The following is a 26,198-nucleotide window of genomic DNA, read 5'->3' on the forward strand; positions in this document are numbered from 1 at the left end:
TTCCGGAATTTTCAACGATGAAGTATCGAATCGGACAGATCGTGCCCAGCTCCAACATCACGATGGAGCGCGAGGTCCCCGCCATCTTCGCCGCGCGCATGCAGGTGCTGCCGGAGCAGTTCAGCTTCCATTCGAGCCGTGTGCGCATGCACCGCGTGGTGGCCGAGGAGCTTGAAAAGATGAACCGCGACATGGGCCGCTGCGCATTGGAGCTGGCCGATGCGCGTGTCGATGTCATGAGCACGGCCTGCCTGGTGGCGACCATGAGCATGGGCATGGGCTACCACCGGCAAGTGATCGAGGATCTCGGCCACGCGATGGCGGAGGCACTGTACCGGCCGCAGATCATGACTTCCGCGGGCGCGCTGGTCGATGAACTGAAGGACTTCGGCGCGCGCCGCATCTCGCTGATGGCGCCGTACAGCGACGCGCTGACGAAGACGGTGATCGAGTACATCGAACACGAAGGCATCGAGGTCAAGGATGCGATCAATTTCTCGATCCTCGACAACCTCGAGGTTGGCGAGCGCGATCCGCTGCAACTGCTGGAGGACGTGAAGCGGCTCGACGTCCGTGGCGTCGATACCGTGGTGCTGTCGGCGTGCGTGCAGATGCCGTCGCTGTCCGCCATCGAACTTGCACAACAGGCGCTCGGTATTCCCGTGACATCCACGGCCGTTTGCACGGCGCGGCAGATGCTGCGCCGGCTCGGCCTTGCCGCCACGGCGCCCGGCGCGGGCGCTTACCTCGGCAGCCAGACCGGATTGCGCTGACCGGCGCCGTTTCGCTTCGGCAGCCGCCCGCAGATGGCGGCGCCACCCACCCGGAGACAAACCATGCAAACCGCCCCCGACGCGCTGCCGCGCGTGTCCATCCGCATCTATGCCAGCATCATCCTTGGCGCCGCACTCGGCATGCTGGCCGGCTATGCGCCGCTGTTCAACGCCACGGCCGGCGTGTTCGTCCGGCCGCTTGCCGCCGAGTTCGGATGGGGGCGCTCGCAGGCGTCGCTGTCCTATGCGGCGTCGATGTTCGGCCTGGCCATCGTCAGTCCCGTCGTCGGCGCCATGATGGATCGCTTTGGCATCCGCCGCGTGATTGCGTGTTCTGCCATCGTGTTCGGCGTTGCCACGTGCGCCATGTCGCTTCAGGACGGCAGCATGCTGGCCTGGGTCGGGTTATCGATTGTCGTCGGGGTGTCGGGCGCCGCCACGTCGGTGCTGGGCTACCTGGCCGTGTTGCCGCAGTGGTTCGACCGGCGCCTGGGGCTGGCACTGGGCATCGCGATGTGCGGCCTCGGCGCGGGCACGGTGATCCTGCCGATGACCGCGCAGTACCTCGTGACGATGTTCAACTGGCGCACGGCTTATCTGGTCCTCGGCGCGGGTTCGGTGGTGCTGTCGCTGGTAGCGTGCGGGCTGCTGCGCGAGCGCTTTCCCGCCGGCAGCCGGGCAGGGCGGCAGGCATTGTCCGCGCCGGCCGGCGTGCCGCTGTCGGCCGCGGTGCGCAGCTATCGGCTCTGGGCGATCTGGGTGGTCTTCGTGCTGAGTTCGGCCGCCACGCTGTCGCTCGGGCCACACCTGCCATCGCTGTTCGCGGACCGCGGCTTCGACGTGGCCATGGCGGCTCGCAGCGCGTCGATGATGGGCGTCGGCCTGCTGATCGGACGCTTGATGACCGGGCTGCTGATCGACCGTATTCATGCCCCGCTGGTCGCCGGCGTGTTCTTCGTGGGCGGCGCCGTTGGCGTGTTCCTGCTGCGCGGCTCGCACGACTACGGCACGCTGCTGGTTGCGACGATGCTGATCGGCCTGACCATTGGCGCGGAAGGTGACCTGATCTCTTATCTGGTGCGTTCCTACTTCGGGCTGACCTCGTTTGGTTCGCTGTTCGGCATCGCGTTCTCGGGCTATGGGCTTGGCGCGGTGATCGGGCCGATCGGCCTCGGTGCGTGGTTCGACCGGCATGGCAGCTACGACGTGCCCTTGCTCGTGTTGCCTTGCATGTTGCTGGCGGCGTCCGGCCTGGTGCTGTCGCTCGGCCGCTATCGCATCGCGCAGCGGGTCGAGCCAGCAGCGGCGGCGGCGTCCGCGTAGCAAGGCGGCGACGTGGCAGAACCGGCGAACGCGGATAGAATTGGCACACCACCAATTCCGAGCCGGCCCGCTTCGCCTCTCCATCATGCCCGCCGCACGCAAATCGCCCGCAGCCAAGGCCGCCGCACCGCAGCCGTCCAGCCCCGTACCGCGCCGGCGCGGGCGTCCGCCCAAGACGGAATCGCCGATCGGCGCCGAACCGACGCTCAGCCGCACGACGATCCTGCAGCACGCGATCGAGCTGACCAAAACCACGCCGCTGGATCAGATTTCCATGGTGCAGCTCGCCAAGGATTTTGGCGTGGCGCCTGGGCTGATCCACTATTACCTCGGTGGCCGCGACCAGCTCGTCACCGGCGTGCTCAATGACTACTACCGCCAGCGGACGCTGCGCCTGCAGCCGCTGACCGGCGACTGGCGCGCGGATGTCGAACGGATCTCGCGGCTCAGCTTCCAGGTCGCGATCGAGAACCCTGGCGTGAGCAACTATGTGGCGTCGCATAACCGGTACCGCCTGTTCCAGGATGTGCAGCCCGGTGAAACCGACTATGGCCTGGAGTTCTTCAACCGCATGACGTCGGCCCTTATGCAGGGCGATTTTTCGGCGGAGCAGGTCGCGCTGGCGTATCACCTGCTGGCGCAATACCTCGTCTCCGCCAGCATGGCTGAAGCGTCGCGGCAACTGCCGGCCTATCACCAGGCCTTCATCCAGAGCAAGCTCGACGGCGTATCGGCGGAGCAATATCCCGGCGCACGCTTCGTCAGCAAGGCGTTCTCGAAACTGTCTTCCGACACGGCCTTCGAAGAAGGGCTGCGCATTACGCTCGATGGCATCGAAGGCTGGCCGCGCAATGCGAAGCCCGCAAAGAAGAAGGGCGCGCGCGCTGCGTAGCCAAGCAACACGACGCACTACGGCAAGACGTCGCGATTGTTTTCTCCCCTCTCCCGCAAGCGGGAGAGGGGAGCCAGCCGACCGGTCCTTCCGGACTTGTCAGCAAACAGCCCCTACATAGGCGGCCACACTCCCTCTTACTGATTTCCCCCCACCGACTTTCGCAGCGCGCCAGGCGCTAGTGGTATCTACTTATTTGAGATGCAGCCAATAAAACTAAAATGTTTATTTGATTGCATGTCAAATAAAGCGCCGGCCATCGGGTCAGGCGCAACAGACGTCGGAGACAACATGAAGCGCCCCCTTCTTGCGCTGGCCTTGCTGGCCGGCTCCATCCTTGCGCCGAGCGCGCACGCGGACGCCTATCCGGACCGGATGATCCGCATCCTCGTCCCCTCCATTGCGGGCAGCGCGCCCGACATCATTGCGCGACAAGTGGCGGAACGCCTGACGAGCGCATGGAGGCAGCAAGTAATCGTGGAGAACAAGCCGGGCGGCAACGGCATCGTCGCGATGGGCGCATTGAAGCAGGCGCCCGCCGACGGCCACACGCTCGTCCTGTTCCACGCGGCCGCGGCCGTGACGACGCCGGTGATGTACAAGGAGGCGAAGTTCGACATCCAGCGCGATACCGCCGTGGCCGCCACGGTGGCCTACACGCCGATGATGTTCGTGGCGGGCCCTGCCACTTCGTACAAGAACCTGTCCGACGTGCTGCGCGACGGCAAGGCGCATCCTGACGATGTGGTGATCGGCAGCCCCACGCGCGGCTCCGTGCCGCACCTGACGGCCGAGATGATGGGCCAGCTGCAGAACACGAAGTTCCGGCAGGTCAGTTTCAGTGGCACGACGCAGGCAATCCAGGCCGTGGTGAAAGGCGATATCCCGGTCTACGTCGATGGCATCGCGCCGCTGCTGCCGCTCGTTCGCGCGGGGCGGCTCAAGGCGCTCGCCGTGACCTCCGATGCGCCGTTGCCTGGCCTGGAAGGCATTGCGCTGGCCAAAGAGGCCGCACCGGGACTGGTTGCCAAAGGGTGGTTCACGATCTTCGCGCCGAAAGGCACCCCCAAGCCAGTGCTCGACCGGATCAATGCGGCAGTCAACCAGAGTCTCTCTCAGCAAGCCTTCATCGATCGCCTGAAAGACCTGGGCACCTATCCGATGCCGATGTCGCGCGCGGACGGTGCACGGTTCATCGAGGCGGAGAAGGCCCGCTGGGAGAAGGTGATCGCTGACGCCGGCGTGAAGCCTGAATGAGTGCGACCCGATACATCACAACAACGCTTACGGCTTGCTGACAGCGGCGCGCGCTGTCAGCGGCGTGCCTGCCGCGCATGTCCGTTGCCGCACTTGCGCGCATGCGCGCCGCTGCCAGTGCCGCCGCCAGTGCCGCCGCAGTCTCCTTCACGCGCGTCATCTACGTGTTTTCCCCGGTGCGATGGCATCGCCCGTGTAAGAAGCAGGTAAGGGGCAGGCCTTACCTTATCGTCACGGACCGGGGCTGAGACCACCATGCATGCGCTGCTGGCGCATGCACTGTCAGCCCACGGCAAGGCCGTAGCACGATTGGCAGGAGACACGGATGAACGAAGAACTGGTCGCAAGACTGAAGGCCAACCCGACGTATCGCGAGCTTGTGCAGAAGCGCTCGCGCCTCGGCTGGGCGCTGACCGCGGTGATGCTCGTGATCTACTACGGGTATGTACTTTTGATCGCCTTCGACAAGGACCTGCTCGCCACGAAGACAGGCGCGGGCGTGATGACATGGGGCATGCCGATCGGCCTGTTCGTGATTATCTTCACCGTGGTCATTACCGGTCTCTATGTTCGCCATGCCAACCACGCCTATGACGAACTGACCGAGCAGATCAAGCGGGAGGTGGCATGAAAGCGAACCACGCAATCCTCGCCAGCGGCACGCTGCTGCTCTCGACGGCCGCGCTCGCGGCAGGGGGCGACCTTGGCCAAGCGGTCAAGCAGCCGACCAACTGGACCGCCATCGGCATGTTCGTGCTGTTCGTGATCGGCACGTTGTTCATCACCAAGTGGGCGGCCAGGCGGACCACGTCGGCCGCGACGTTCTACACGGGCGGCGGCGGCATCACGGGCTTCCAGAACGGCCTGGCGATTGCCGGGGACTTCATGTCCGCGGCTTCGTTCCTGGGCATCTCCGCGGCGGTCTATGCCAACGGCTATGACGGCCTGATCTATTCCATCGGCTTCCTGGTGGGCTGGCCGGTCATCACGTTCCTGATGGCCGAACGGCTGCGCAACCTTGGCCGCTTCACCTTTGCCGACGTCGCCGCGTACCGCTTCAAGCAGGGACCGATTCGTGCCTTCGCGGCATCGGGCACTCTCGTGGTGGTGGCGTTCTACCTGATCGCGCAGATGGTCGGCGCGGGCCAGCTCATCAAGCTGCTGTTCGGCCTGGAGTACTGGGTCGCGGTGGTGATCGTCGGCGCGCTGATGATGGTGTATGTGCTGTTCGGCGGCATGACCGCCACCACCTGGGTGCAGATCATCAAGGCCTGCCTGCTGCTGGGCGGCGCCACGTTCATGGCCTTCATGGTGCTGGCCCAGTATCACTTCAGCCCCGAGGCGCTGTTCGCCAAGGCGGTCGAGGTGCATGCCAAGAAGGACTCGATCATGAGCCCGGGCAACTTCATCAAGGACCCGATCTCCGCGATCTCGTTCGGCATCGCGCTGATGTTCGGTACGGCTGGCCTGCCGCACATCCTGATGCGCTTCTTCACCGTGCCCAACGCCAAGGAAGCGCGCAAGTCGGTGTTCTGGGCCACCACGTGGATCGGCTACTTCTACATCCTCACGTTCATCATCGGCTTCGGCGCGATTGTGCTCGTCGGGACCAACCCGAGCTTCCAGGACGGCAGCGGCAAGCTGCTTGGCGGCATCAACATGGCGGCAGTGCACCTGGCCAGCGCGGTGGGTGGCAATGTGTTCCTCGGCTTTATCTCGGCCGTGGCGTTCGCGACGATCCTGGCGGTCGTGGCGGGCCTGACGCTCGCCGGCGCATCGGCCGTGTCGCACGACTTGTACCAGACCGTCTTCAAGCACGGCAAGGCAACCAGCGCCGAGGAACTGCGCGTGTCGAAGATCACGACGATCGTGCTGGGCATTGTTGCGGTGGTGCTGGGCATCGTGTTCGAGAAGCAGAACATCGCGTTCATGGTGTCGCTGGCGTTCGCCGTCGCGGCCTCGGCGAATTTCCCGGTGCTGTTCATGTCGGTGCTGTGGAAGGGCTGCACCACGCGCGGCGCGACGATCGGCGGCTTCCTCGGCCTGCTGTCGGCGGTCGTGTTGACCGTGCTGTCGCAGGCGGTCTGGGTAGACGTGTTCCACTTCAAGGACGCGCCGTTCCCCTACACCTCGCCGGCGCTGTTCTCGATGACGATCGGCTTTGTCGGCATCTGGATCTTCTCGCTGACGGACAGTTCCACACGCGCTCGCGTGGACAAGGCGGGCTTCGAGGCGCAGGAGCTGCGTTCGGAGACCGGGATTGGCGCGGTGGAAGGAGCGTCTCACTGAAAATGCCGGGATAAACGGGGCGAGGACGATCGCGCTTCGCCTGCTAACGCTTTCATCATGGCCCGCGCCGGCAAGGCGCGGGCCTTTTTCTTCGTTCTTTCCTGAATTGCGGGCCACATCTGCGCCGTTGATATCGTCTCGCCGGCCGACTAGTGAGCCGCGCAGCAGGCGAAGGCGATGATGCGATAGCGTTCGCAGTATCGGGCCACGGACAGTTTCGGGGCTGGTTCAATCATTGTCGGAGAGCCTGCAGGCGGACGCGCTCCACGCGGCAGGCAGCCGGGCATTCTCTGAAGCGAGTACCCGTACGAGATTCTTCGCACACTACGATCAATATTCGTCCGCTAGGACAAGTAAACGCGCTTCTTTGCCTACTTTCTTGTCGCTTGGACAAGAAAGTAGGTCGCCGGCTACGCCGGCGAAACAGCAGCGCATGCCAAGCACGCCGCCTCCGCAATTCGCCGAAGAGCCTTTCACTTTTACGGAGTGAAAAATTCGTCATCAACTCCGCAATAGCCATTCCCTTATAGTTATGACTAACGGCTTAATAAATTATTAAATCTGAATTATCTCGTTATGAAATAGGATTCATCGCGGAATGAATCCGTGAATTCATAAAAACACCACGGCATAAATAACGAATCATTGCGCCAGCCATTCTTTGGGAAGCGTGGCTCCGTTCAATTGCCCGGGCGCTTGCGCCTGCAATCCGCCGCGCATGGAACGGAAGGATCTGAACGTAATGCGCAATCGATGAAGGAGCGTGAGTGTATGAGAAAGGGTCAAGTTGGAAAATTTATGAGGCGGGCAAGGTCCCGGCATGGTTCTTCCGGCATTCCAGGAAGCCTGTTTGCCGTCTTGCTCTCGACCTTCGGCATGGGCGAGGCGAATGCCGGCGTGTACGTGGATGCCGGTCAGACCGGGGTCGGTGGCACGACGTGCAGCATCATCAGCGCTAACGGCTTGATCACCGGCGGGGGCAATGGTCCTGGGGTGCCGGGCTGCGCCTTTCCCGGTAACGGTCCGGGAGCATCGACGGCGGGAAGTCCGGGTTCCAATGTCGTGATGTACACGAACTATCAGACGCAAGCCTCGGGCGACGGCCCCGATTCCCTGGCAATCGGCGGCTATCTCGATGTCTGGAACCGCGCGACATTTTTCAATGGGGTCGATATGGCGGGCACCAGGCTGAGCCAGCTCGCCGCCGGCACCGCGGACCAGGACGCCGTCAACGCCGGACAACTCAAGGGCGCGCTCGCGGCGCTGGGCGGTGGTGCCGGCATCGCCGCGGATGGCACGATTACCGCACCGACGTACACGGTCGGCGGCAGCATGTTCCGCGATGTCGGCTCGGCCCTGACGAACCTCGATGGCCGGATGGTCCATCTGGAGCAGCAGGGCGGCGGCGGTGCATCGGCAAGTGCCTATTTCCGTGCCGACGGCCAATCCGATGGCAGCGATGCCGCCGTGGTTGCCGCCGGCACGCTGGGCGTGGCGGCTGGCTCCCATGCGCAGGCACAGGCTAGCAACACCGTGGCGATCGGCGCCAGTTCGCGCGCCATGGCCAGCGACGCCACGGCACTGGGTGCCAATGCACAGGCCACGGCGCCAGGCAGTGTCGCGATCGGCACGCATTCGGTGGCAGACCGGGCCAACTCGGTATCGGTGGGGTCGGCGGGTGTTGAGCGACAGGTCACCAACGTCGCCGCTGCGACGCAGGACACTGACGCCGTCAACCTCGGGCAACTGCGGGATGTCTCCAGCGAGGCGGGCCGGCAGGCTGTCAGCCAGGCCAACGGCTACACCGACCAGCGCGTGGATGCCCTGGGGCGCGAAGCCAACGCCGGCACCGCAGCGGCCATGGCCATGGCCGGGCTGCCCCAGTCGACGATCCCGGGCAAGGGCATGATCGCCATGGGCGGTGCCACCTACCGTGGACAGAACGGGCTCGCGATCGGCGCCTCGCTGATGTCGCCAGGCGGTCGCTGGGTGTACAAGCTGACCGGCAGCACGGCGCGCAGCACGTACGGCGCGAGCGTGGCTGCTGGCTTCCACTGGTAAGCCCGCTCACGCATCGATCCGCACGCACATAAGGTGTGCGCGGCGCGGGGCGTCTGCTATCTTGGTTCGAGGATCAGCAACGTCCCGCCGTCGGCTGCATCAGGCAATGCGGGTGCTGGCCCCGCGCGCAACCGACGACGCCGGTGGTCATTTCTGTACACGGCACAGGCCCTACGGGTCCTGCGTTGCCGGAGGCAACCGACCATGAAGCCGCAACCCTTCGCAGTGACTCCCGACGCGCATGCGCGCGCGCTCAACGTGGTTGGGGAGAAGATCACGGTGCTGGCGCCAAACACCGCCACGCAAGGCTATGAGGTCTTCCTGCAACAGGGCGAAGAGGGCAGCGGACCGCCGCCGCACTGTCATGATTGGGACGAGTCGTTCTACATCACGCGCGGCACCATCGACATTGGCTACGACGACCGGGTCATCACCGCCACGCCGGGGACGTTTGTGCATGTGCCTGCAGGAACCATGCATCACTTCAGATTCGGCGTCGGCGGTGGGGAGATGATCTCCGTCACCAGCCACGGCGGCAATGCTTCCCGCCTGTTCCAGCGAATCGACGAGGAGATCCCGCCCGGTCCGCCCGATATCGCCAGGCTGCTCGCGGTCGCGAGGGAGTGCGGGGTGACGGTGGCGGCGGGGGATTCGACGCATGACTGAAACCCACGGCGAATTGCGGGGCGGCGTGATTGGCGGGCGCCGCTGTTTCGCAGGCGTAGCCTGCGAGTCACTTTTGTCCGAGCGACAAAAAGTAACCAAAAAGCGCGTTTACTTGCCCTAACGGGCGAATATTGATCGTAGTGTGCGAAGAATTTCGTACGGGTATTCGCTTCAGAGAATGCCCGGCTGCCTGCCGCGTGGAGCGCGTCCGCCTGCAGGCTCTCCAGCAATGATTGAACCAGCCCCGAACCTGTCCGTGGCCCGACACTGCCCGCGATATCGCATCATCGCCTTCGGCTGCTACGCGGCGCACTAGTCGGAGGGCGGGACGACATCAACGGCGCCGATGCTGGTGCTTCCCCGCTCTTTGGTTCCTTTCTGTCGCTCGGACAGAAAGGGACTCGCAGGCTACGCCTGCGAAACAGCCACGCATGCCAAGAGCGACGACCCATGAAATACCGCGACATGTTTTCCACCGCGACACCCCCCGGATGTCCTCCTATAGTTCCGTCCGTTGCCGCCGCACTGGCCGGCCGAAACCGAAACTGAAGGACCTGACATGACCTCACGCTTTCCCCGCCTGCTTGCCGCCGCCACCGGTGCGCTGATCGTCCTGGCCAGCACCCCGGCGTTTGCCGGGTGGTCCGGCCACGGTACGGCCTACACGCCGCGCGGCACCTACAACGGCGCGCACTTCGGCTCCTGCAGTGGCGGCAGCTGCTCGCATGCCGGGGGCGTGGCCGCCCCTTACGGCGGCCTGGCTACCAACACCGGCATCGTGACCCGCAACGCGCCGGGGCAGTTCTCGAACAGCGGCACCGCGACCGGCCCGAACGGCCGCTCGGTGCAGCACGATGGCAATACCAGTTGCGCCGGCGGCACGTGCTCGCACACCGGCAGCCTGACCGGGCCGGACGGGCAAACCGCCAATACCGCAGGATCGGTGACGCGCGAAGGTGCCGGCCAGTACGCCTCGTCAGGCACTGTGACTGGTGCGAATGGCAACACCGTGGGCCACTCGGCCTCGACGACCTGCGCCGGCGCGACCTGTGCACGCTCGGGCACGATTACCGGTGCGGACGGCGGCACCGTTACGCACGCCGGCAGCGCGACCAGCGTGGCGCCGGGCGTCGTGACCACGGGCGGCGGCAGCACCGTCGTCCATGGCAGCACGGTCGTTGCCACGGGCACCGTGACGACAGCCAATGCGGTCGTGGCCGTGGCTACGCCGCCGGTGGTTGTCCCGCCGCCACCGGCCACGGTCTATATCCCGCCCTCACCGGCCACCGTCTATGTCGCACCTCCGCCCGCAAAGGTGGTAGTCGCAGTGCCGCCGCCCCCGACCACGGTTGTCGTTGGCGCGGCTCCGCTGCCGCGCACCGTGTATGTCGCGCCTCGCACGGTGTATGTGGCACGCCCGCCGAGGGCGGTCATGGTGCCGGGCCACTGGGCCGGCGGCATGTGGGTGCCCGCGCACATCGTGTAACGGATACCCCGCGCAGCGTCCTGCTCGACGGCGCGCGCCGGCTATACCACGGAGAACCTTATGAAGACGATGATGGCAGGGCCCGTCTTGTGTATTGTTTCTCCAGGACGCCGTGGGGCGAGGCCTATGCCGGAGAACCCGCCATGGAGCAGGTGAACAGGATTATCGTGCTCGACGACGAAGCCGAGCTGCGTAATATGCTGCAACGCTTCCTTACCGGGCACGGGTTCCGCGTGCGCGCGGTCGCCGACGGCAAGCAGCTCGACCGCCATCTGCATCGCGAGCCCTATGACCTGCTCGTGCTGGACCTGATGATGGAGCCCGAAGACGGCCTCGCCATCTGCCGCCGCCTGCGCGCCGAAGGGCAGACGCTGCCGATCCTGATGCTGACCGCCAAGGGCGATCCGATGGACCGCGTGGCGGGCCTGGAAACCGGCGCCGACGACTACCTTGCCAAGCCCTTCGTGCCCGATGAACTGGTCGCGCGCGTGCGCGCGCTGCTGCGGCGCCAGAAGATGGCCGCGGGCGATCCGACGGTGACCTCGCAGACGCTGCGCTTCGGCGATTTCAGCTTCGATGTCGGCAAGCAGACGCTGATGCGGCGCGGCGAGCCGGTGGAGGTGCATTCCGCGCAGATGCTGTTGCTGCACGCGCTCGGCTCTTCGCCCAACCGCGCCGTGAGCCGCGACAACCTGCTCGCGCGCGCACGCGGACGCGATCACGATGCGCTCGATCGCAGCATCGACGTGCAGATCCTGCGGCTGCGCCAGATCGTCGAGGACGATCCGTCCAAGCCGCGCTTCATCAAGACAGTGTGGGGCGTCGGCTACATGCTGGTGGCCGGCGTCGAGGCGTGATGCGCATCGGGATGCCGCGCTCGCTGCTGGCGCGCAATATCGCGCTGCTGGTCGTGCTGGTGGCGATCACGCAGGCCTGTTCGCTGAGCGTGCTGCTGCATTTCGTGCAGCGCCCGCGCATCGAGCGCGCGGCCGTCATTTTTTCCGACTACGTGAAGATGCTCGACGGCGTGCTCGGCGCCATGCCGGCGGGCTCGGGCGGTGCGGTGGCGCAGCGGCTCGGCGCGCAATTGCAGGACCCCGAACAGGCTCCGCCGCGGGCGGATCCGAACGTGCTGCTGCTGTTCCGCACTTACCAGCGCGACGTGTTCCTGCAGGCCCTGCAGCGCCACCTGCCGCCCGACATGCCGGTGCGATGGCAGTCCGGCGATGACGAGCGGCTATGGATCCGGCTGCATGTGGCAGACCTGCCGCGCTGGGTCGCCATGCCGATGACCGAGGATGCGCGCGCGGCCGGCATCACCACCGCACTGGTGTTGTCGACCGCGCTGGCCTTGCTGGCCGCGCTGACGGGCTACCTGATCCAGCTTCACCTGAACCGTCCGCTGCGGGACCTGGCGCAGGCCGCGCGCCACATCTGCGCGGGCGAATCGCCGCCGCCGCTGCCGACCGATGGACCCACGGAGATCGCCCAGGTCAGCAGCGCCTTCAACCAGATGACGCAGGCGCTGCAGCAGGCCGAGCAGACGCGCGCGCTGATGCTCGCCGGGGTCTCGCACGATATCCGCACGCCACTGACCAAGCTGCGCCTGGCGATGGCCATGTCGATCCCGCGCGGCGCCGATGAGAATTTCGTGGCATCGGCCGAAGGCTATCTCGATCACATCGAGAACATCCTGCAGCAGTTCATGGACTATGCGGGCAGCGGCGAGAAAGAGCTGCCGCAGCCCGGGGATATCAACGCGCTGGTCGGCCAGCTCGCGTCGGACTTTGCCGGGCTCGGGCATGCGTTCGAGCTCTCGCTCGGCGATCTGCCGCCGGTTCCGTACCGGCCCGTCAGCCTGTTGCGCCTGCTGATGAACCTGATGCAGAACGCCGTCGTCTACGGCAAGACCGGCCTCGGCGTGCGCACGTGGCGCGACGGCGAACACGCCTGCATCGCCGTGTGCGACCGCGGCACCGGCATCACGGCGGCGGAGCTGGAGCAGCTCAAGGCGCCGTTCAGCCGCGGCGCCAATGCGCGCAGCCATTCGGGCGGTACCGGCCTGGGCCTGGCGATCGTCGATCGTATTGCGCGCCTGCACGGCGGCTCGCTGCAGTTCCGCGCGCGCGATGGCGGCGGCCTGGAGGCCGTGGTGACGCTGCCGTTGCACACGCCAGGCATTTAGCACATCGGAGCAGACCATGGCGCCACGCCGTGACATCGCGCGAAATAATTGCCGCATGGCGCTTTGCGGGGGGATTTTCCATACTTTGGCCACCGAGACGCGACGCACCGCAAAACCTCGCGGTGACAGCGTTCCCGACCACTGAATGCACCCGCCCCCCGACAAAGGACCTGATATGCGTACCACCTTCAAAGCCCTCGCCCTGAACACCAAGCGCCTGGCCGTTGCAGCCGTGGCTGCAAGCGCGATGCTTGCCGCCGGCTGCGCCAGCGCCGGCGTGACCGGCATCCAGCAAACCGGCCTGATGCAGCCGGTGCACGCGGACGTCATCTATGTGCATGCGTTCAAGGCCGAGGCGGGGCAGGTGAAGCTGGACGGTGGTCTCGCGCAGAAGCTGAAGACGATGGCCTCCGGCGGCGCGTCCGCCAGCACGCAGTCCGGCACGGCCGCGGAAGCCAGCGAACACGTGGCGGACGAGATCGTGCGCCAGTTGCAAGCCGAGGGGCTGCATGCCGTGCGTGCCGATGGCCCGGCCCCGGCCAATGCCAGCGCGCTGATCGTCGACGGCGATTTCAGCAAGATCGATGAAGGCTCCAGCCGCCGTCGCTTGCTGATCGGCCTGGGCGCTGGCAAGAGCGAAGTCGGTGTCGCCGTGCGGATCTCGTACAAGCCCGCCAACGGTGCGCCGGTGCCGCTGCAAAGCTTCGTCGCGACCGCAGACAGCGGCCATATGCCCGGTGTTGCCGAGACCGCCGGCGTGGGTGCTGCGGCTGGCCACATTGCCACGGCCGCGGCGGCAGGCACGGGTGTGCATGGCGTGTCCGAAGCGAAGCGCGACAGCCTCTACGCCGACGCCACGCGGCTGGCGGGTTCGATCGCCAGGCAGGTAACGGCTGCAAGCACGGAAGAGGGCTGGCTCTCGGCCGCTGCAGGCAACTGAGCGTGGTTCGTGTGCCGCGTCGCGAACTCTCGTGATGGGTATCCGGCGAGGCACTCCAACGGCTGCTGAAAGCGCATGCGGCGATTTGTGACTAAGCTGGTAGAGGCTGTCCGGTTGCACCGGCAGTTCGGTTTTCGTACGCAAGGAGATCACCATGAAGATAAGAAGAGCGCTGCCCGCGCTGTTGCTGATCGCTGGCGTCCTGACGGCTCCCGCCAGCTTTGCTCAACACCACAAATCGAGGGCGGCCGCGCCCGCCGCACCGGCTCCGGCTTCTGCCGCCGCTACGTCCCCCTACATGCAGGTCCAGGAATGGAAGAAGGGCGACCGGCTTCCCACCGAGTTCCGCGACCGCCAGTATGTGATCGATGACTGGAAGCAATACAGCCTGCCGGCGCCGCGCAAGGGCACGCACTGGGTCGGGGTCGGTGCGAACTACTACCTGGTGGCGCCCAATGGCGTGATCCAGCAGGTGGGTGCCGGAACCTGACGCGGATCGCGTCCACTTCATCCTCCCGCAACAAAGAAACGCCCGCGCGGGCTGACCTGCGCGGGCGGCGTTTCCTTGTGGTGCCGGCAGCGTCAGATGCCGAGGATCTTCTTCGCCTCGAGCAGCGACTTCATGGCGTCATCATGCTGGCCGGCCATGTGGTAGGCCTCGCCTTCGGCGCGCAGCTTCTGCACGCGCGCGGCGTCTTCCGGCGACAGCGCCGGCTTGGTCGAGAGCTTGGCGTCGATCGCCTTCATCTCGTTGGGACAGTTATGGGCCAGGGCAACGGTGCTGGCACCAGCCAGCAGGATTGCCGCGAGGACAGAAAGAGTCTTGCGCACGTTCCCTCCCGTTCATGAGGTTGGGAAATCCAGCATAGTCGATGCGCGATGGCGGCGCCCGGGATCCTGCTGCTAAGGCGCCCCGGCAGGCATTCCGGTGTTATGTTCGAGGTACCGCACTGGCTGGCATCGTCCCGACCGTTCCGACCGTCCTGACCTCGCATGGAATCCACCGCCGAGCACTACTCTCTCGCCTTGCTGTGCGCCGCCATCCTGACCGTGACGGTGGTGGCCATCCACTATGAAGCGCTGCGGCTGTTCTCGGCGCTGCACCCCAGTCGCTGGAGCGGGCGCGTCAATATCGGCGTGCTCATCATGTGCATCATCGTGGTCCACTGCCTGGAGGCCATGGTCTTTGCGCTGGGGTTCTGGTTGTGCGACCACGGTCTTGGCCTGGGCGGCCTGACCGGCAGCCGCGAGATCACGCCGGTGATCTATGTCTACTTCGCCCTGGAGACCTACACCACGCAGAGCCTGGGCGATATCTACCCGGTCGGCGCGAGCCGCCTGATCGCCAGCATCGAACCGCTGGTCGGCCTGATCCTGATCGGCTGGTCGACGTCATTTACCTACGTGATGATGCGGCGCGACTGGCAGTTCGATGAGAAGGTACAAGCGGAAAGGCGTGCGGAGCCGTAGCGTTTCCGCGCTGGGCGATACTACGTGCTGCGAGCCACGCATAACAAAGGAGAACTTTCATGCAGAGTCGATTCAAAGGGATGTTCCGCCTTGCCGCAATCCTGGCGCTGGGCACCGTTTGCAGCGCCCACGCGCAGCGGCAGGACGGCAAGGACGCCGCCGCCGCGGCCATCGGCAATGCAGTACAGGAAGGCGCGTCGCCGTACCGGCCCGAACCCCGCAGCGAATCGCTCGCCGCCGAATGCCGCGAACTGGCGGCGCAGATCGGCGGGGCACCCAAACGCGAGTACCAGGTCGGTGGCCAGTCCATTGAAACCGCACAGGGCAGGGTAGTGCCCGAACTCGAAAGGGAACGACCCAAGAAGGAGCTGCAAGAGGCCTATCGGACCAAGTGTACGGATTGAAGCCTGGATTGTGCCCCTGGCTGAAAGACGAAGAAGGGGAACCCGTCGAATAGAACAAGCGTTTCATGGTAATCCATGATGGAACATACGTTGCTAAACCCATAGCATCCCATCATCCCGACGGCGCCCCCAACATCGCCCTTCAAAGGAGTCACCATGCATCCCATGAAACTCACCTGCCTGAGCCTGGCCATGGCCGGCACCCTGGTCGCGGGCGCCGCGCAGGCGGTCGACGTAGCCGGCAGCCCCACGCTGAGCAAAATCAAGGCGTCCGGCACCATCTCGATCGGCCACCGCACGTCGTCGATCCCGTTCTCGTACTACGACAGCAACCAGAAGGTGATCGGCTTCTCGCAGGATCTCTGCGACCGTGTGGTGAACGAGGTCAAGAAGGAGACCGGCGTGGCCAACCTGCAGGTCCGCATGGTGCCGGTCACGTCGCAGAACCGCATCTCGCTCGTGCAGAACGGCACGGTCGACCTGGAGTGCGGCGTGACCACCAACCTGAAGTCGCGGCAGGAGCAAGTGGCGTTCTCGACCACGTTCTTCGTGGCCGGCACGCGGCTGCTGGTGAAGAAGGGCAGCCCGGTGCATGACTTCTCCGACCTGTCCGGCAAGGCGGTGGTCACCAATGCGGGGACGACTTCGGAGCGCATCCTGCGCAAGCTGAACGACGAGAAACACGCCAATATCACGATCCAGAGCGCCAAGGACTACGGCGAATCGTTCCTGATCCTGCAGTCGGGACGCGTGGCCGCGTTCATGATGGACGACGTGCTGCTGTCCGGCGCCCGCACGCTCGCGCCGAATCCGGCCGACTGGGTCGTGGTCGGCACGCCGCAATCGTTCGAAGCCTACGGGTTCATGATGCGCAAGGACGATCCCGGCTTCAAGCAGCTGGTCGACGGCGTGCTGACCGGCCTGATGAAGAGCGGCGAGATCAATACGCTTTACGACAAGTGGTTCCTCAAGCCCGTGCCGCCCAAGAACATCAATTTCGAGTTCCCGATGAGCGAGCCGGTGAAGAAGGCCTACGCCAACCCGAACGACCACGCGTTCGAGTAGCCCGTGGTCAGCCGCGATTTCAGCCGCGGTCGGCCGGCACGTAGGCGCCGGCGCGGTGCAGTTCGCCTTCTGCCTGTTCCAGCGCACGGATGGCGCCCTTGCCTTTACGTGCGAGGAGTTGCTCGACCAGGGCTTCGACCGTGGCGATGCCGGCCGTGATCGACGGGAAGAACGACGGGCTTTCCACCGAGAACAGCAGCGTGCAATCGGCGGCCAGCGCAATCGGTGCGACCGAGCTGTCGGTCAGGGCCACGACCTTGCAGCCGGCCTCGCGCGCCGCGCCGGCCACGCGGATGATCTCCTGCGAATACGGCGCAAAGCTGACCACCAGCACGGCGTCGCGCGGGCCGAGGGCGCGCAGTTCCATCTCCAGGCTGCCCGCATCGCCGCGCACCAGTTGCACGGTGCTGCGGAACAGCCGGTAGACGTAGTGGAAGGTGTACGCGATCGGGAAGCATGAACGGAACCCGGCCACATGCACGCAGGCCGCGGCCGACAGCAGTTCCGCGGCGGTCTGCAGGGCTTTCTCGTTGCCGGCGCCGATCTGGTCGAGGTTGTTGTGCTGGGCTTCGAGCATCTCGCCGAGCATGCGGCTGGTGCCGCCTTCGCTCACGACCTTGCGGGCCCGGCGCGCATAAGGCTGCGCGCTGCCGCGCAGGGCGTCGACAAACAGTTCGCGCAGGCCCTGCCAGCCTTCGAAGCCCAGGTGCTGCGACAGCCGCACCAGCGTGGCCGGCTGGACTCCCGCACTGACCGCGATCTTGCGCATGGACAGCACCGGCACATCCTGCGGATGGTCGAGCAGGTAGCGCGCGCCGCTCTGGAACTGGACGCTCAGCGTCGGATAGCTCGCGCGCAGCCGGGCTTCCAGGGCGTCCAGGTCTTCTGGCGGGGTGATGCTGGTGGACGACATTAGAGCTCCGGATCAAGGTTGTAACGATTGTTGCACAGCCGGGCGCGGCGCGGCATCCCCCGGTTGTGTGATGCGGCCTGCGCATTGGCCGACTGCGGGCGCCACGGCGCGCTTCCGGCTGTGATTCATCCGATTCCCGTGGCGACATTAGTGAAACATATGTTGCAATTCGCGGTGCCTTCTCCTTATACTTCGTGCACCGCGTTGCAGCGCTTGGCTGTATATCGACCACCGGATCCGGAAGCTGTAAGTCGGCGGCGCGCTGCCCGATTCCCGTTGCCCTATTCCTCTTCCCATTGCAGGAACGATCGCCATGACCCACGTCTTTCATCGCAATCCCCGCCAGGCCCTGCCAGTCGCGGTCGCCGGCCACGGCATCGAGCTGGTCGACAGCGAAGGCCGGCGCTACCTCGACGCGTCGGGCGGTGCGGCGGTGTCGTCGCTGGGCCATGGCCATCCGCGCGTGATCGCGGCAATCAAGGCGCAGCTCGACACCATTGCCTACGCCCATACCTCGTTCTTCACCACCGAGGTGTCCGAGACGCTGGCGCAGACGCTGGCGGAGGCCGCGCCCGGCGACCTCGATCATGTCTATTTCGTCTCGGGCGGTTCCGAGGCGGTCGAGGCCGCGCTCAAGCTCGCGCGGCAATATTTCGTCGAGTTGGGGCAAGGCAGCCGGCGCCACTTCATTGCGCGGCGCCAGAGCTACCACGGCAACACACTCGGCGCGCTGGCCATTGGCGGCAACGCCTGGCGTCGCGAGCCGTTCCTGCCGCTGCTGGTGCCGGCCCACCATGTGTCGCCCTGCTACGCCTATCGCGACCAGGCGGCCGGCGAGACCGATGTCCAGTACGCGCAACGGCTGGCCGACGAACTCGAGGCCAAGATCCTGGAACTCGGGCCCGAGAACGTGGCGGCCTTTGTGGCGGAGACCGTGGTCGGTGCTACGGCCGGCGCCGTGCCGCCGGTGGCGGACTACCTGAAGCGCATCCGCGCCGTGTGCGACAAATACGGCGTGCTGCTGATCCTGGACGAGGTCATGTCCGGCATGGGCCGCACCGGCTATCTCTACGCCTGCGAAGAGGACGGCGTGGTGCCGGACATCGTCACCATTGCCAAGGGGCTCGGCGGCGGCTACCAGCCGATCGGCGCGATGATCTCCACGCGCCGGATCTACGACACCATCGTCGCCGGCAGCGGCTTCTTCCAGCACGGCCACACCTATATCGGCCATGCCACGGCGTGCGCGGCCGCGCTGGCCGTCCAGCGCACCATTGCCGAAGACAACTTGCTGGCCAATGTGCGCGAGCGCGGCGAGCAGCTGCGCGCGCGCCTGCGCGAGGTCTTCGGCGACCACCCGAACGTGGGCGACATCCGCGGGCGCGGCCTGTTCGTCGGCGTGGAATTCGTCGCCGATCGCGACAGCAAGGCGACGCTCGACCCCCAGCTCAAGACCCACGCGAAGCTGAAGGCTGCAGCGGTCAGGAACGGCTTGCTGGTCTATCCGATGGGCGGCACCGTCGACGGCGTACACGGCGACCACGTGCTGTTCGCACCGCCGTTCATCTGCACGGCGAAGGACATCGACAATATCGTCGAACGCTTTACCGGCGCCGTCGCGGCTGTCTTGCCGGCATAACACCAGTCGATCGTGGGGTTGTGGTTGCCTGCGCAGTCTGTCTTGTCGCTGCAACGCCGCGGTCCCGACATAGTAATTTCTTTGACCCGTGTAAAAGCGTGGCTTACACTTCGCGCCATAGCGCTGGAAATAGGTCATCCAGCACATAATATGCATCGGAGCGCGGCATGGGACATAGAAGCCCGGCAGTGCGACACGACAGCAGGGTCAAGCGTTTCGGGCTGTCGTTTCGGGTCATTGGGGTAAGCAGGTCTGGGACTGCCGGCATGCCATGCCGGCATGCACGCGCGCGCCGTACAAGGCCGACGCGCGGGTTTACGCTGATCGAGCTGATGATTACGGTGGCGATCATCGGGATCCTGGCGTCGATCGCAATTCCTTCCTACACGCAGTACGTCGTGCGCTCCAACCGGGCCGCAGCGGCAGCGCTGATGCTTGAAATTTCCGGCGCACAGGAGCGGTTCCTGCTGGACAACCGCGCCTATGCGCCCGACATGACTACGCTCGGGTACACCACGCTGCCGCCCGAAGTCGCTTCCAAGTACACCGTGACGATCACTCCCGTCGCGGGTCCTCCTCCCGGCTACAGCATCGTCGCGGCGCCTCAGGGCGCCCAGTTGAGCGCTGATACGGCCTGCGGCACCCTGACGCTGACCAATGCCGGCGTCAAGTCAGCGTCGGGCAGTGGCACCAGCTGCTGGAAGTGACCATGTCCGCCCGTGTCTCGCCCGTGGCGTCCCGCACTTCCGGCAATCCGTGCATTTCCGGCGTGATTCGCCAGCGCGCGCCGCGTGGCGGCTTCACGCTCGTCGAGTTGATCGCCGTCGTCACCGTGCTGGGGATCGTCGCGTTCATGGCGGCGCCTTCGTTTCAGTCGATGATCGCGATGCAGCGCGTCCGCGGCGCGGCGCTTGACGTGTCGTCTGCGCTGGTGCTGGCGCGCAGCGAGGCCGTCAAGCGCAATGCCACCGTCAGCATGGCGGCGACCGGCGCCGCGTGGACCGGCGGCTGGATCGTCGCGGTCGGTGCCGAGACCGTGCGCAGCTTTGGCCCGTACAACGGGCTCACCATTGCCGCCAGCGCGGGCAACACGCTGAGCGTGGGCAACGACGGCCGCCTCACGGGCGGCGGCACGCAGACCTTCCAGGTAGCGCCCTCGAGCGGCGCCACCAGCGCCTCAACCGTATGCGTACAGATCAGCCAGACCGGCCGGGTCGCATCGTCCGCAGGAGCTTGTTCATGAGGCGTTTCCCCACGCGGGCATCGAGCGCGCGCAAGGCGCGGCGGCAGCGGGGCTTCCTGCTGATCGAAGTCCTGGTCGCGCTCGTCATCCTGCTTGTCGCCCTGATGGGAACGGCGGGGCTGGTCGCGCGCTCCAGCCAGTCCGAGATGGAGTCCTACCAGCGCGTCCAGGCGCTTGCCCTGCTGCAGGACATGGCCACGCGGATCAATGCCAACCGGCAGATCGCCACCTGCTATTCGAATGGCGCCACCGGCATGAGCCTGGGCACTGGCGCTGCCGCCCCCGCAGCTTGCACGCAGGGCACGGCGGCGCAACAGGCCATGGCCACCAGCGACCTTGCGGCCTGGAATACGGCATTGCTTGGCAGTGCCGAAGCGCGGGTCAGTGCAAGTGGCGCGCAAGCCGTCGGCGCCATGATCGGCGCGCGCGGCTGCATCGAGAACGTCGATGTAGCCAACCAGGTCTATCGCGTCACGGTCGCGTGGCAAGGCTTCACGCAGACGGTTGCGCCGTCCTTGCCTTGCGGGCAGGGACAGTATGGCAATGACGCGAATCGCCGCGCGGTCAGCACGCAAGTCCGGATCGGAGTGTTGTCATGACCGGGGCGCGCCGCAGGCTCTTGCTGCGCCAGCAAGGCGTCTCGCTGGTCGAGTTGATGATCGGCATTACGCTGGGCCTGCTGCTGCTGACGGCGCTGGCCGGCCTTTACTACGCGAACAGCGTCAACCGGTCTGAACTGGTCAAGTCGAGCGAGCAGATCGAGAACGGGCGCTATGCCCTGGACCTGATCCGTCGTGACGCCGAGCTCGCGGGCTTTTTCGGCACGGGCGGCATTACCAAGGGCGCCACGCCGGCGCAACCGCAACCGGCACCGTGCGAAACCTCGGTCGCCGCGCTGGGTTTCTCCACGTCGCCTTCCGTCACGTTTCCGCTGCCCGTGATGGGGTACGCACCCGGAACCGCCTTGCCCTGCATTGCGGACCTTGCGCCGACCTCCGAGATCGTGGTGATGCGCCGTGTTTCGACGTCGGTGGCTGCCGCGGCGGCCGTCGGGGTGCCGTACATGCAGGTGTCTTCGTGCCCCGACGATGGCGCGCTCTTTGTGTTTGATGCCAGTGCCGCGGCCTTCACCATGCGCACCAAGACTTGCGATCCGACCGTGAGCGCGCCGTTGCGCCAGGCCATGGTGCGCATCTTCTACCTGTCGGCGTGCGACCTGTGCGCCAATGGCGGCGACGGCATCCCCACGCTGAAGATGGCCGAACTGGTCAACGGCGCCTTCCAGACCCAGTCGCTCGCGCAGGGCATCCAGGACATGCACGTGCAGTACGGCGTGGACCTCGACAACAACGGCTCCGCGGATTGCTACGTCGACGATCCGGGGGTGAACAATGCCGCGGCCTGCCCGAGTGTGCCTGGCTATGACTGGAGTGTTGCCCTGACCAACTGGTCCAATGTCACCACGCTGCGGACCAGCGTGCTGGCGCGCAACATCCAGGCGTCGAACGGTCAGGTGGACAACCGCACATACGACCTGGGCCGCGCGGTGGCAAGCGGGCCTTTCAATGACCGCTACAAGCGCCACGTGTACTCGGCGGTTGCGCGGGTGGTCAATGTGGCCGGCGCACGGGAGCAATAAGTGAAATTCTTTCGCCGCAGCCAGTCCGGGGTGACGCTCATCGTCACGCTGATTTTCCTGGCGATGTTCATGCTGATCACGCTGGCCGTCGTCAATTCTGGCCTGACCAATGTCAAGGTCGCCGCCAACCAGCAGCACACGGTGGAGGCGCGCAATGCGGCGCAGCAAGCCGTCGAGCAGGTCATCAGCCAGGACTTTACGGCCGCCCCGGCATCGGCCGCTGCCGCGGTGCCCGTCGATGTGAACGCCGACGGCAAGGCGGACTACACCGCCCAGGTCGCCGCGCCGGCGTGTATCTCGGCCTTGCCGATCAAGAATACGCAACTGAACCTGAATGACCCCAACGACGTTTCCTGCTTCGTCGGTTCGGGCAGCCAGAACACCGGCATCCTCACCGGCTCGACCAGCGGCGCGGGGAGTTCCCTGTGTGAATCGACGCAATGGGATGTCGCGTCCACGGTGAACGATGCCGGCGTGACCAATGCGGCCGTGACGGTTCATCAAGGCATTGGCGTACGCGTGCCCGCACCGGCGGTATGCCCTTGACGGACGGAACGCACCGATTGTTCTTATGGCGTTGCGTTGGCGCAGTCGCCGGTACCACCATCCAAGCTCCAGGATCCAGCATGTCAAATCAGGCTCGTCGTTTCCGCCGCTACGCGGTGTGCGCGCTCTCCTTGCTGAGCATCGCCTGCGTCCGCAGCGCACTGGCCGAAGATATCGACCTGTTCACCGGCTTGCAGACCAGTACGACCGGCAAGCCCAATGTCCTGCTCATCCTGGACAATGCCGCGGCCTGGGATGCGAACGTTGCCGTCAATTGCACGTCGCCCGGCTATGTCGCATCCGGCAACAGCACCAGCAACGTCGGCGCGGAGCAGTGCGCGTTGTATGCGGCAGTGGCGACGCTATCGCAGAACCCGGCGATGGCGGGAAACATGAACATGGGCCTCATGATGTTCGGCACCAGCAGCAACTACGGCGGGCAATTCAAGTTCCAGGCCGCGACCCCGCCCAATCCGCCGCCAGCGCCCGCCCTGCCGTTGATGGACGCAACCGGCACCGCCAACTTCATGAACTATCTCAAGACCATTGACCGCAATGGCGACAAGGGAAACGGCTCTCAGGTGGGTGGCGGCATGCAGGAGGCATGGGCCTTCTTTGCTGGAAAGACGGGCATATCGGGCACGAATTACGCGGGCCGATCGCCTATCACCGATCCCTGTCAGCGAAATTTTGTCATCTATATTGCGAACGCAATGAACAATGGCAAGCCACAGGACGGCGGCCAGCTGTCTGCCGCGACACTGGCTGCAGCCGGTGCTACCGTTGCGCAACAGCAGCAGATCACGATTCCGGGACCCTACACCAAGTACCAGGACAACTGGGGCGATGAGTGGGCGCGGTTCATGTACCAGACCGACGTGAACGGAAGCCTGTCGAACAACCAGAATGTCATCACCTACACGATTGCCGTGACCGATGGCGCGAACCCCGACTACGTGGCCTTCACCCAGAGCATGGCCAACAATGGCGGGGGGAAGTCCTATGTCGTCAAGATGGGCGACATCAAGGCGATGACCGATGCGTTGCTGGAGATCTTCAGCGAAATGCAGGCGGTCAACAACGTGTTCGCCTCGGTCAGCCTGCCGGTCAGCGTGAACAGCCAGGGCACCTACCTGAACCAGGTCTATATCGGCATGTTCCGCCCGGATGCCACGGCGGCACCGCGCTGGATCGGCAACCTGAAGCAGTACAAGCTCGGTTATGACGCGAACAACCAGATCGTGATGCTGGATTCGAGCCCCGCGGGCCCGAACCAGCAGAGCGCCATCAGCAATGCGGGCACCGGCTTCATTTCGCCGAACGCCAAGAGCTACTGGAGCGCCGAGCCGCCACTCACGTTCAGCACGGCCGGCTATGGCAAGACCGCGGTCACAAGCTGGCCATCGACGGGCTTCTGGTCGAGCAGCCCGTCCGGCAATTCGCAGGCGCTGGACCTGGCGGACGGCGAAGTGGTCGAAAAGGGCGGCGCTGGAGAAATGCAGCGCGCGCAGTTCCTGACCGACCAGAGCGGCCGCCGTCTTCTGACCTGCGCCGGCGGGGCATGCGCCGCCGGCACGGCGCTGGCCTCGTTCGACACCGGCAACAGCTGGCTGACCGGCACCAGCGGCCAGACGGCGCTCAAGTCCACCGCCACGGACGTCAACAACCTGATCAACTGGGTGCGCGGCACGGACGTTTATGCCGCCATCGCCGCAGCGTCCTCAGGCAATGGCAAGGGCTCGACCACGACGACCACCAGCCTGGTCGGCGCGGAAGCCGAACCCGGCCCCGGCGGCCTGGTAACGGTGCGCCCGTCGATCCACGGCGATGTGCTGCATTCGCGCCCGGTTGTGGTGAACTACGGCAGCCCGACCGGTATCGTGGTGTTCTACGGGGCCAACGACGGCGTGTTCCGCGCCATCAACGGCAACCAGGCGAGCGGGATCAACGGCGTGCGGCCCGGCGGCGAGCTGTGGGGATTCGTGCCGCCCGAGTTCTATAACAAGCTCGGCCGCATCTACGCCAACACGCCTGCCATCAAGCTGCCCGGATCCACCTACGGCACGCCGCGCGACTACTTCTTTGACGGCACCACGACGCTCTACCAGGACATGCGCGATCCGAAGAATCCGCGCGTGATCCTGTACATCACCGCGCGGCGCGGCGGCGCGTTGCTCTACGCGATGGATGTGACCGACCCCGTCAACCCGAAGTACCTCTGGTCGGTGACGAATTCACAGATTCCGGAACTGGGCCAGACCTGGTCGCAGCCGCGCGTGGTGCTGGTGAAAGGGAACACCAATCCGGTACTAGTCATGGGCGCCGGCTACGACACCGCCGAGGACAGCGACCCGTCGTCGGGCACGAACACGGTCGGACGCGGCGTGGTGGTGCTGGATGCCATCAAGGGCACGGTGGTGCAGGCATGGCTGGGGAACTGCGGCGGTCTGGGCAGCAGCGTTTGTTCAACCCCGACAGGCCTGAGCCGCGCGATTCCTTCCGACGTGGCCGCCGTCGATCGCAATGGCGACGGCTATGTTGATAAAGCCTATGTCGGCGATGTCGGCGGCAATGTCTGGCGCGTCGATTTCGAGACCAGCAAGGGTTCGGCGCCGTCCAACTGGACCATGGGCATGCTGGCGGCGCTGGGTGGCGCGGCCAATACCAATGATGCGCGCAAGTTCCTCTACGCCCCCGACGTGGTGTCTACCGGCACCTACGACGCCATCGCGATGGGCACTGGCGACCGCGAGCATCCGCTCTATTCCGCGTCGACGACAGCGGGCACGGCCTACAACGTAGTCAACCGCTTCTATGTGATCAAGGACACGGTCGTCACGGGCGGCTTACCGGCGACATGGACACCGTTGACGCAAGCGAGCCTGTTCGATGCGACCGCCACGCAGTATGTGGACACGACCAGTGGCAAGGGCTTCTACATCACGCTGGGCCGGGGCGAGAAGATCGTCAACGCACCGCTGACGGTGTCGGGTTATACGTACTTCGGCACCAATACGCCGTCGGTGCCCACGCCGGGCGCGTGCTATCCGGACCTGGGCATTGCCCGCGGATATTCCGTGTCGTTCCTGACCGGGCTGGGCCAGAACGCCAACCGCTACGTCACCTTCGACGGCGGCGGCCTGCCGCCCTCTCCGGTGTTCGGCATTGTCTCGGTCACCGATGGCTCCGGTGTCACGAGCAATGTCGGCGTCCTGATCGGTGGTGGCAACCAGACGGGGCCTGGCGGTGGCAACAATACGTCGCCGCTGGGCGGACAGAAGGTCGTGCCCACGGGTGTGGGCAAGCGCAAGCGGCTCTACTGGTACTCGCAGATCGACCAATAAGGTCGCGGCCTGAAGGCGTCGCTGGCGACGTCTTCAGGCCCCTGTCACAATACGGGCATCGTC

The 26,198-nt window shown here is 65.5% G+C and carries 25 protein-coding genes; 23 read left to right on the plus strand and 2 right to left on the minus strand.

Translation table 11 applies throughout. From position 1 onward, the window contains the following. Positions 1 to 17: 17 nt before the first annotated feature. From ACIGJB_RS02075 to ACIGJB_RS02135, 13 genes are all read left to right on the plus strand, one after another. Entirely contained in the window at positions 18 to 773 is a 756-nt protein-coding gene (locus tag ACIGJB_RS02075; protein ID WP_483731170.1) for a maleate cis-trans isomerase family protein, read from the plus strand. A 63-nt stretch (positions 774 to 836) separates the two neighbouring features. Next, a complete protein-coding gene (locus tag ACIGJB_RS02080; RefSeq protein ID WP_483731171.1) occupies positions 837 to 2,096 on the plus strand; it encodes an MFS transporter in 1,260 nt (419 codons plus the stop codon). An 85-nt stretch (positions 2,097 to 2,181) separates the two neighbouring features. Then, positions 2,182 to 2,988 carry a TetR/AcrR family transcriptional regulator gene (locus tag ACIGJB_RS02085; RefSeq protein WP_483731172.1) on the plus strand — a complete coding sequence of 269 codons (807 nt, stop codon included), beginning with the start codon at positions 2,182 to 2,184 and terminating at the stop codon, positions 2,986 to 2,988. Between the two features lie 291 nt (positions 2,989 to 3,279). Further along, positions 3,280 to 4,245 carry a Bug family tripartite tricarboxylate transporter substrate binding protein gene (locus ACIGJB_RS02090; RefSeq protein WP_483731173.1) on the plus strand — a complete coding sequence of 322 codons (966 nt, stop codon included), beginning with the start codon at positions 3,280 to 3,282 and terminating at the stop codon, positions 4,243 to 4,245. A 325-nt stretch (positions 4,246 to 4,570) separates the two neighbouring features. Further along, on the plus strand, positions 4,571 to 4,876 hold the full coding sequence (locus ACIGJB_RS02095) for a DUF485 domain-containing protein (RefSeq protein WP_483710370.1): 306 nt from the start codon (positions 4,571 to 4,573) through the stop codon (positions 4,874 to 4,876). Continuing rightward, positions 4,873 to 6,534, plus strand: coding sequence for a cation acetate symporter (locus ACIGJB_RS02100; protein WP_483731174.1), 1,662 nt, complete (start codon positions 4,873 to 4,875; stop codon positions 6,532 to 6,534). Before ACIGJB_RS02095 ends, ACIGJB_RS02100 begins: the two co-directional genes overlap by 4 nt. An 858-nt stretch (positions 6,535 to 7,392) precedes the next feature. Then, entirely contained in the window at positions 7,393 to 8,595 is a 1,203-nt protein-coding gene (locus tag ACIGJB_RS02105) for a YadA family autotransporter adhesin (RefSeq protein WP_483731175.1), read from the plus strand. A 204-nt stretch (positions 8,596 to 8,799) separates the two neighbouring features. Further along, positions 8,800 to 9,261 (plus strand): cupin domain-containing protein, encoded by a 462-nt coding sequence (locus tag ACIGJB_RS02110; protein WP_483731176.1) that lies wholly within the window; start codon positions 8,800 to 8,802, stop codon positions 9,259 to 9,261. Between the two features lie 559 nt (positions 9,262 to 9,820). Next, positions 9,821 to 10,747 (plus strand): hypothetical protein, encoded by a 927-nt coding sequence (locus tag ACIGJB_RS02115; protein WP_483731177.1) that lies wholly within the window; start codon positions 9,821 to 9,823, stop codon positions 10,745 to 10,747. 143 nt (positions 10,748 to 10,890) lie between these two features. Then, positions 10,891 to 11,604: a response regulator gene (locus ACIGJB_RS02120; RefSeq protein ID WP_483731178.1), complete on the plus strand. Its 714-nt coding sequence runs from the start codon at positions 10,891 to 10,893 to the stop codon at positions 11,602 to 11,604. Beyond that, positions 11,604 to 12,932, plus strand: a complete 1,329-nt coding sequence (locus ACIGJB_RS02125) for an ATP-binding protein (RefSeq protein ID WP_483732236.1) — start codon at positions 11,604 to 11,606, stop codon at positions 12,930 to 12,932. The genes ACIGJB_RS02120 and ACIGJB_RS02125 overlap by 1 nt, the downstream gene beginning before the upstream one ends. 175 nt (positions 12,933 to 13,107) lie before the next feature. Continuing rightward, positions 13,108 to 13,872, plus strand: coding sequence for a DUF4410 domain-containing protein (locus ACIGJB_RS02130; RefSeq protein ID WP_483731179.1), 765 nt, complete (start codon positions 13,108 to 13,110; stop codon positions 13,870 to 13,872). Between the two features lie 154 nt (positions 13,873 to 14,026). Further along, on the plus strand, positions 14,027 to 14,362 hold the full coding sequence (locus tag ACIGJB_RS02135; protein ID WP_483731180.1) for an RcnB family protein: 336 nt from the start codon (positions 14,027 to 14,029) through the stop codon (positions 14,360 to 14,362). A 92-nt stretch (positions 14,363 to 14,454) separates the two neighbouring features. On the opposite strand, the gene ACIGJB_RS02140 is transcribed toward ACIGJB_RS02135, so the two are convergent. Then, complete coding sequence (locus tag ACIGJB_RS02140) at positions 14,455 to 14,703, minus strand: hypothetical protein (RefSeq protein ID WP_483731181.1); 249 nt, start codon at positions 14,701 to 14,703, stop codon at positions 14,455 to 14,457. Between the two features lie 162 nt (positions 14,704 to 14,865). Here ACIGJB_RS02140 and ACIGJB_RS02145 point away from each other — a divergent pair, with 162 nt between their 5' ends. From ACIGJB_RS02145 to ACIGJB_RS02155, 3 genes are all read left to right on the plus strand, one after another. Then, on the plus strand, positions 14,866 to 15,342 hold the full coding sequence (locus ACIGJB_RS02145) for an ion channel (RefSeq protein WP_483731182.1): 477 nt from the start codon (positions 14,866 to 14,868) through the stop codon (positions 15,340 to 15,342). Positions 15,343 to 15,401: 59 nt separating this feature from the next. Next, complete coding sequence (locus tag ACIGJB_RS02150) at positions 15,402 to 15,746, plus strand: hypothetical protein (protein WP_483731183.1); 345 nt, start codon at positions 15,402 to 15,404, stop codon at positions 15,744 to 15,746. A 165-nt stretch (positions 15,747 to 15,911) separates the two neighbouring features. After that, a complete protein-coding gene (locus ACIGJB_RS02155; protein ID WP_483732237.1) occupies positions 15,912 to 16,811 on the plus strand; it encodes a glutamate/aspartate ABC transporter substrate-binding protein in 900 nt (299 codons plus the stop codon). A gap of 19 nt (positions 16,812 to 16,830) precedes the next feature. Here ACIGJB_RS02155 and ACIGJB_RS02160 read toward each other — a convergent pair whose 3' ends face one another. Next, positions 16,831 to 17,724, minus strand: coding sequence for a MurR/RpiR family transcriptional regulator (locus ACIGJB_RS02160; RefSeq protein WP_483731184.1), 894 nt, complete (start codon positions 17,722 to 17,724; stop codon positions 16,831 to 16,833). Positions 17,725 to 18,037: 313 nt separating this feature from the next. Here ACIGJB_RS02160 and ACIGJB_RS02165 point away from each other — a divergent pair, with 313 nt between their 5' ends. The 7 genes from ACIGJB_RS02165 to ACIGJB_RS02195 all read left to right on the plus strand — a co-directional run bounded on the left by ACIGJB_RS02165 (position 18,038) and on the right by ACIGJB_RS02195 (position 26,135). Beyond that, on the plus strand, positions 18,038 to 19,363 hold the full coding sequence (locus ACIGJB_RS02165) for an aspartate aminotransferase family protein (protein ID WP_483731185.1): 1,326 nt from the start codon (positions 18,038 to 18,040) through the stop codon (positions 19,361 to 19,363). A gap of 266 nt (positions 19,364 to 19,629) precedes the next feature. Beyond that, positions 19,630 to 20,070, plus strand: coding sequence for a type IV pilin protein (locus tag ACIGJB_RS02170; protein WP_483731186.1), 441 nt, complete (start codon positions 19,630 to 19,632; stop codon positions 20,068 to 20,070). A gap of 2 nt (positions 20,071 to 20,072) precedes the next feature. Then, positions 20,073 to 20,606, plus strand: coding sequence for a GspH/FimT family pseudopilin (locus tag ACIGJB_RS02175; protein ID WP_483731187.1), 534 nt, complete (start codon positions 20,073 to 20,075; stop codon positions 20,604 to 20,606). Next, positions 20,603 to 21,205 carry a type IV pilus modification protein PilV gene (gene pilV / locus ACIGJB_RS02180; protein ID WP_483731188.1) on the plus strand — a complete coding sequence of 201 codons (603 nt, stop codon included), beginning with the start codon at positions 20,603 to 20,605 and terminating at the stop codon, positions 21,203 to 21,205. Before ACIGJB_RS02175 ends, pilV begins: the two co-directional genes overlap by 4 nt. Next, positions 21,202 to 22,245, plus strand: coding sequence for a PilW family protein (locus ACIGJB_RS02185; RefSeq protein ID WP_483731189.1), 1,044 nt, complete (start codon positions 21,202 to 21,204; stop codon positions 22,243 to 22,245). The genes pilV and ACIGJB_RS02185 overlap by 4 nt, the downstream gene beginning before the upstream one ends. Continuing rightward, entirely contained in the window at positions 22,246 to 22,791 is a 546-nt protein-coding gene (locus ACIGJB_RS02190; RefSeq protein ID WP_483731190.1) for a pilus assembly PilX N-terminal domain-containing protein, read from the plus strand. It abuts the gene before it with no gap. Positions 22,792 to 22,871: 80 nt separating this feature from the next. Beyond that, on the plus strand, positions 22,872 to 26,135 hold the full coding sequence (locus ACIGJB_RS02195) for a pilus assembly protein (RefSeq protein WP_483731191.1): 3,264 nt from the start codon (positions 22,872 to 22,874) through the stop codon (positions 26,133 to 26,135). Positions 26,136 to 26,198: the final 63 nt, after the last annotated feature.

The organism is Cupriavidus sp. C2SS-8b (genome assembly GCF_057073745.1).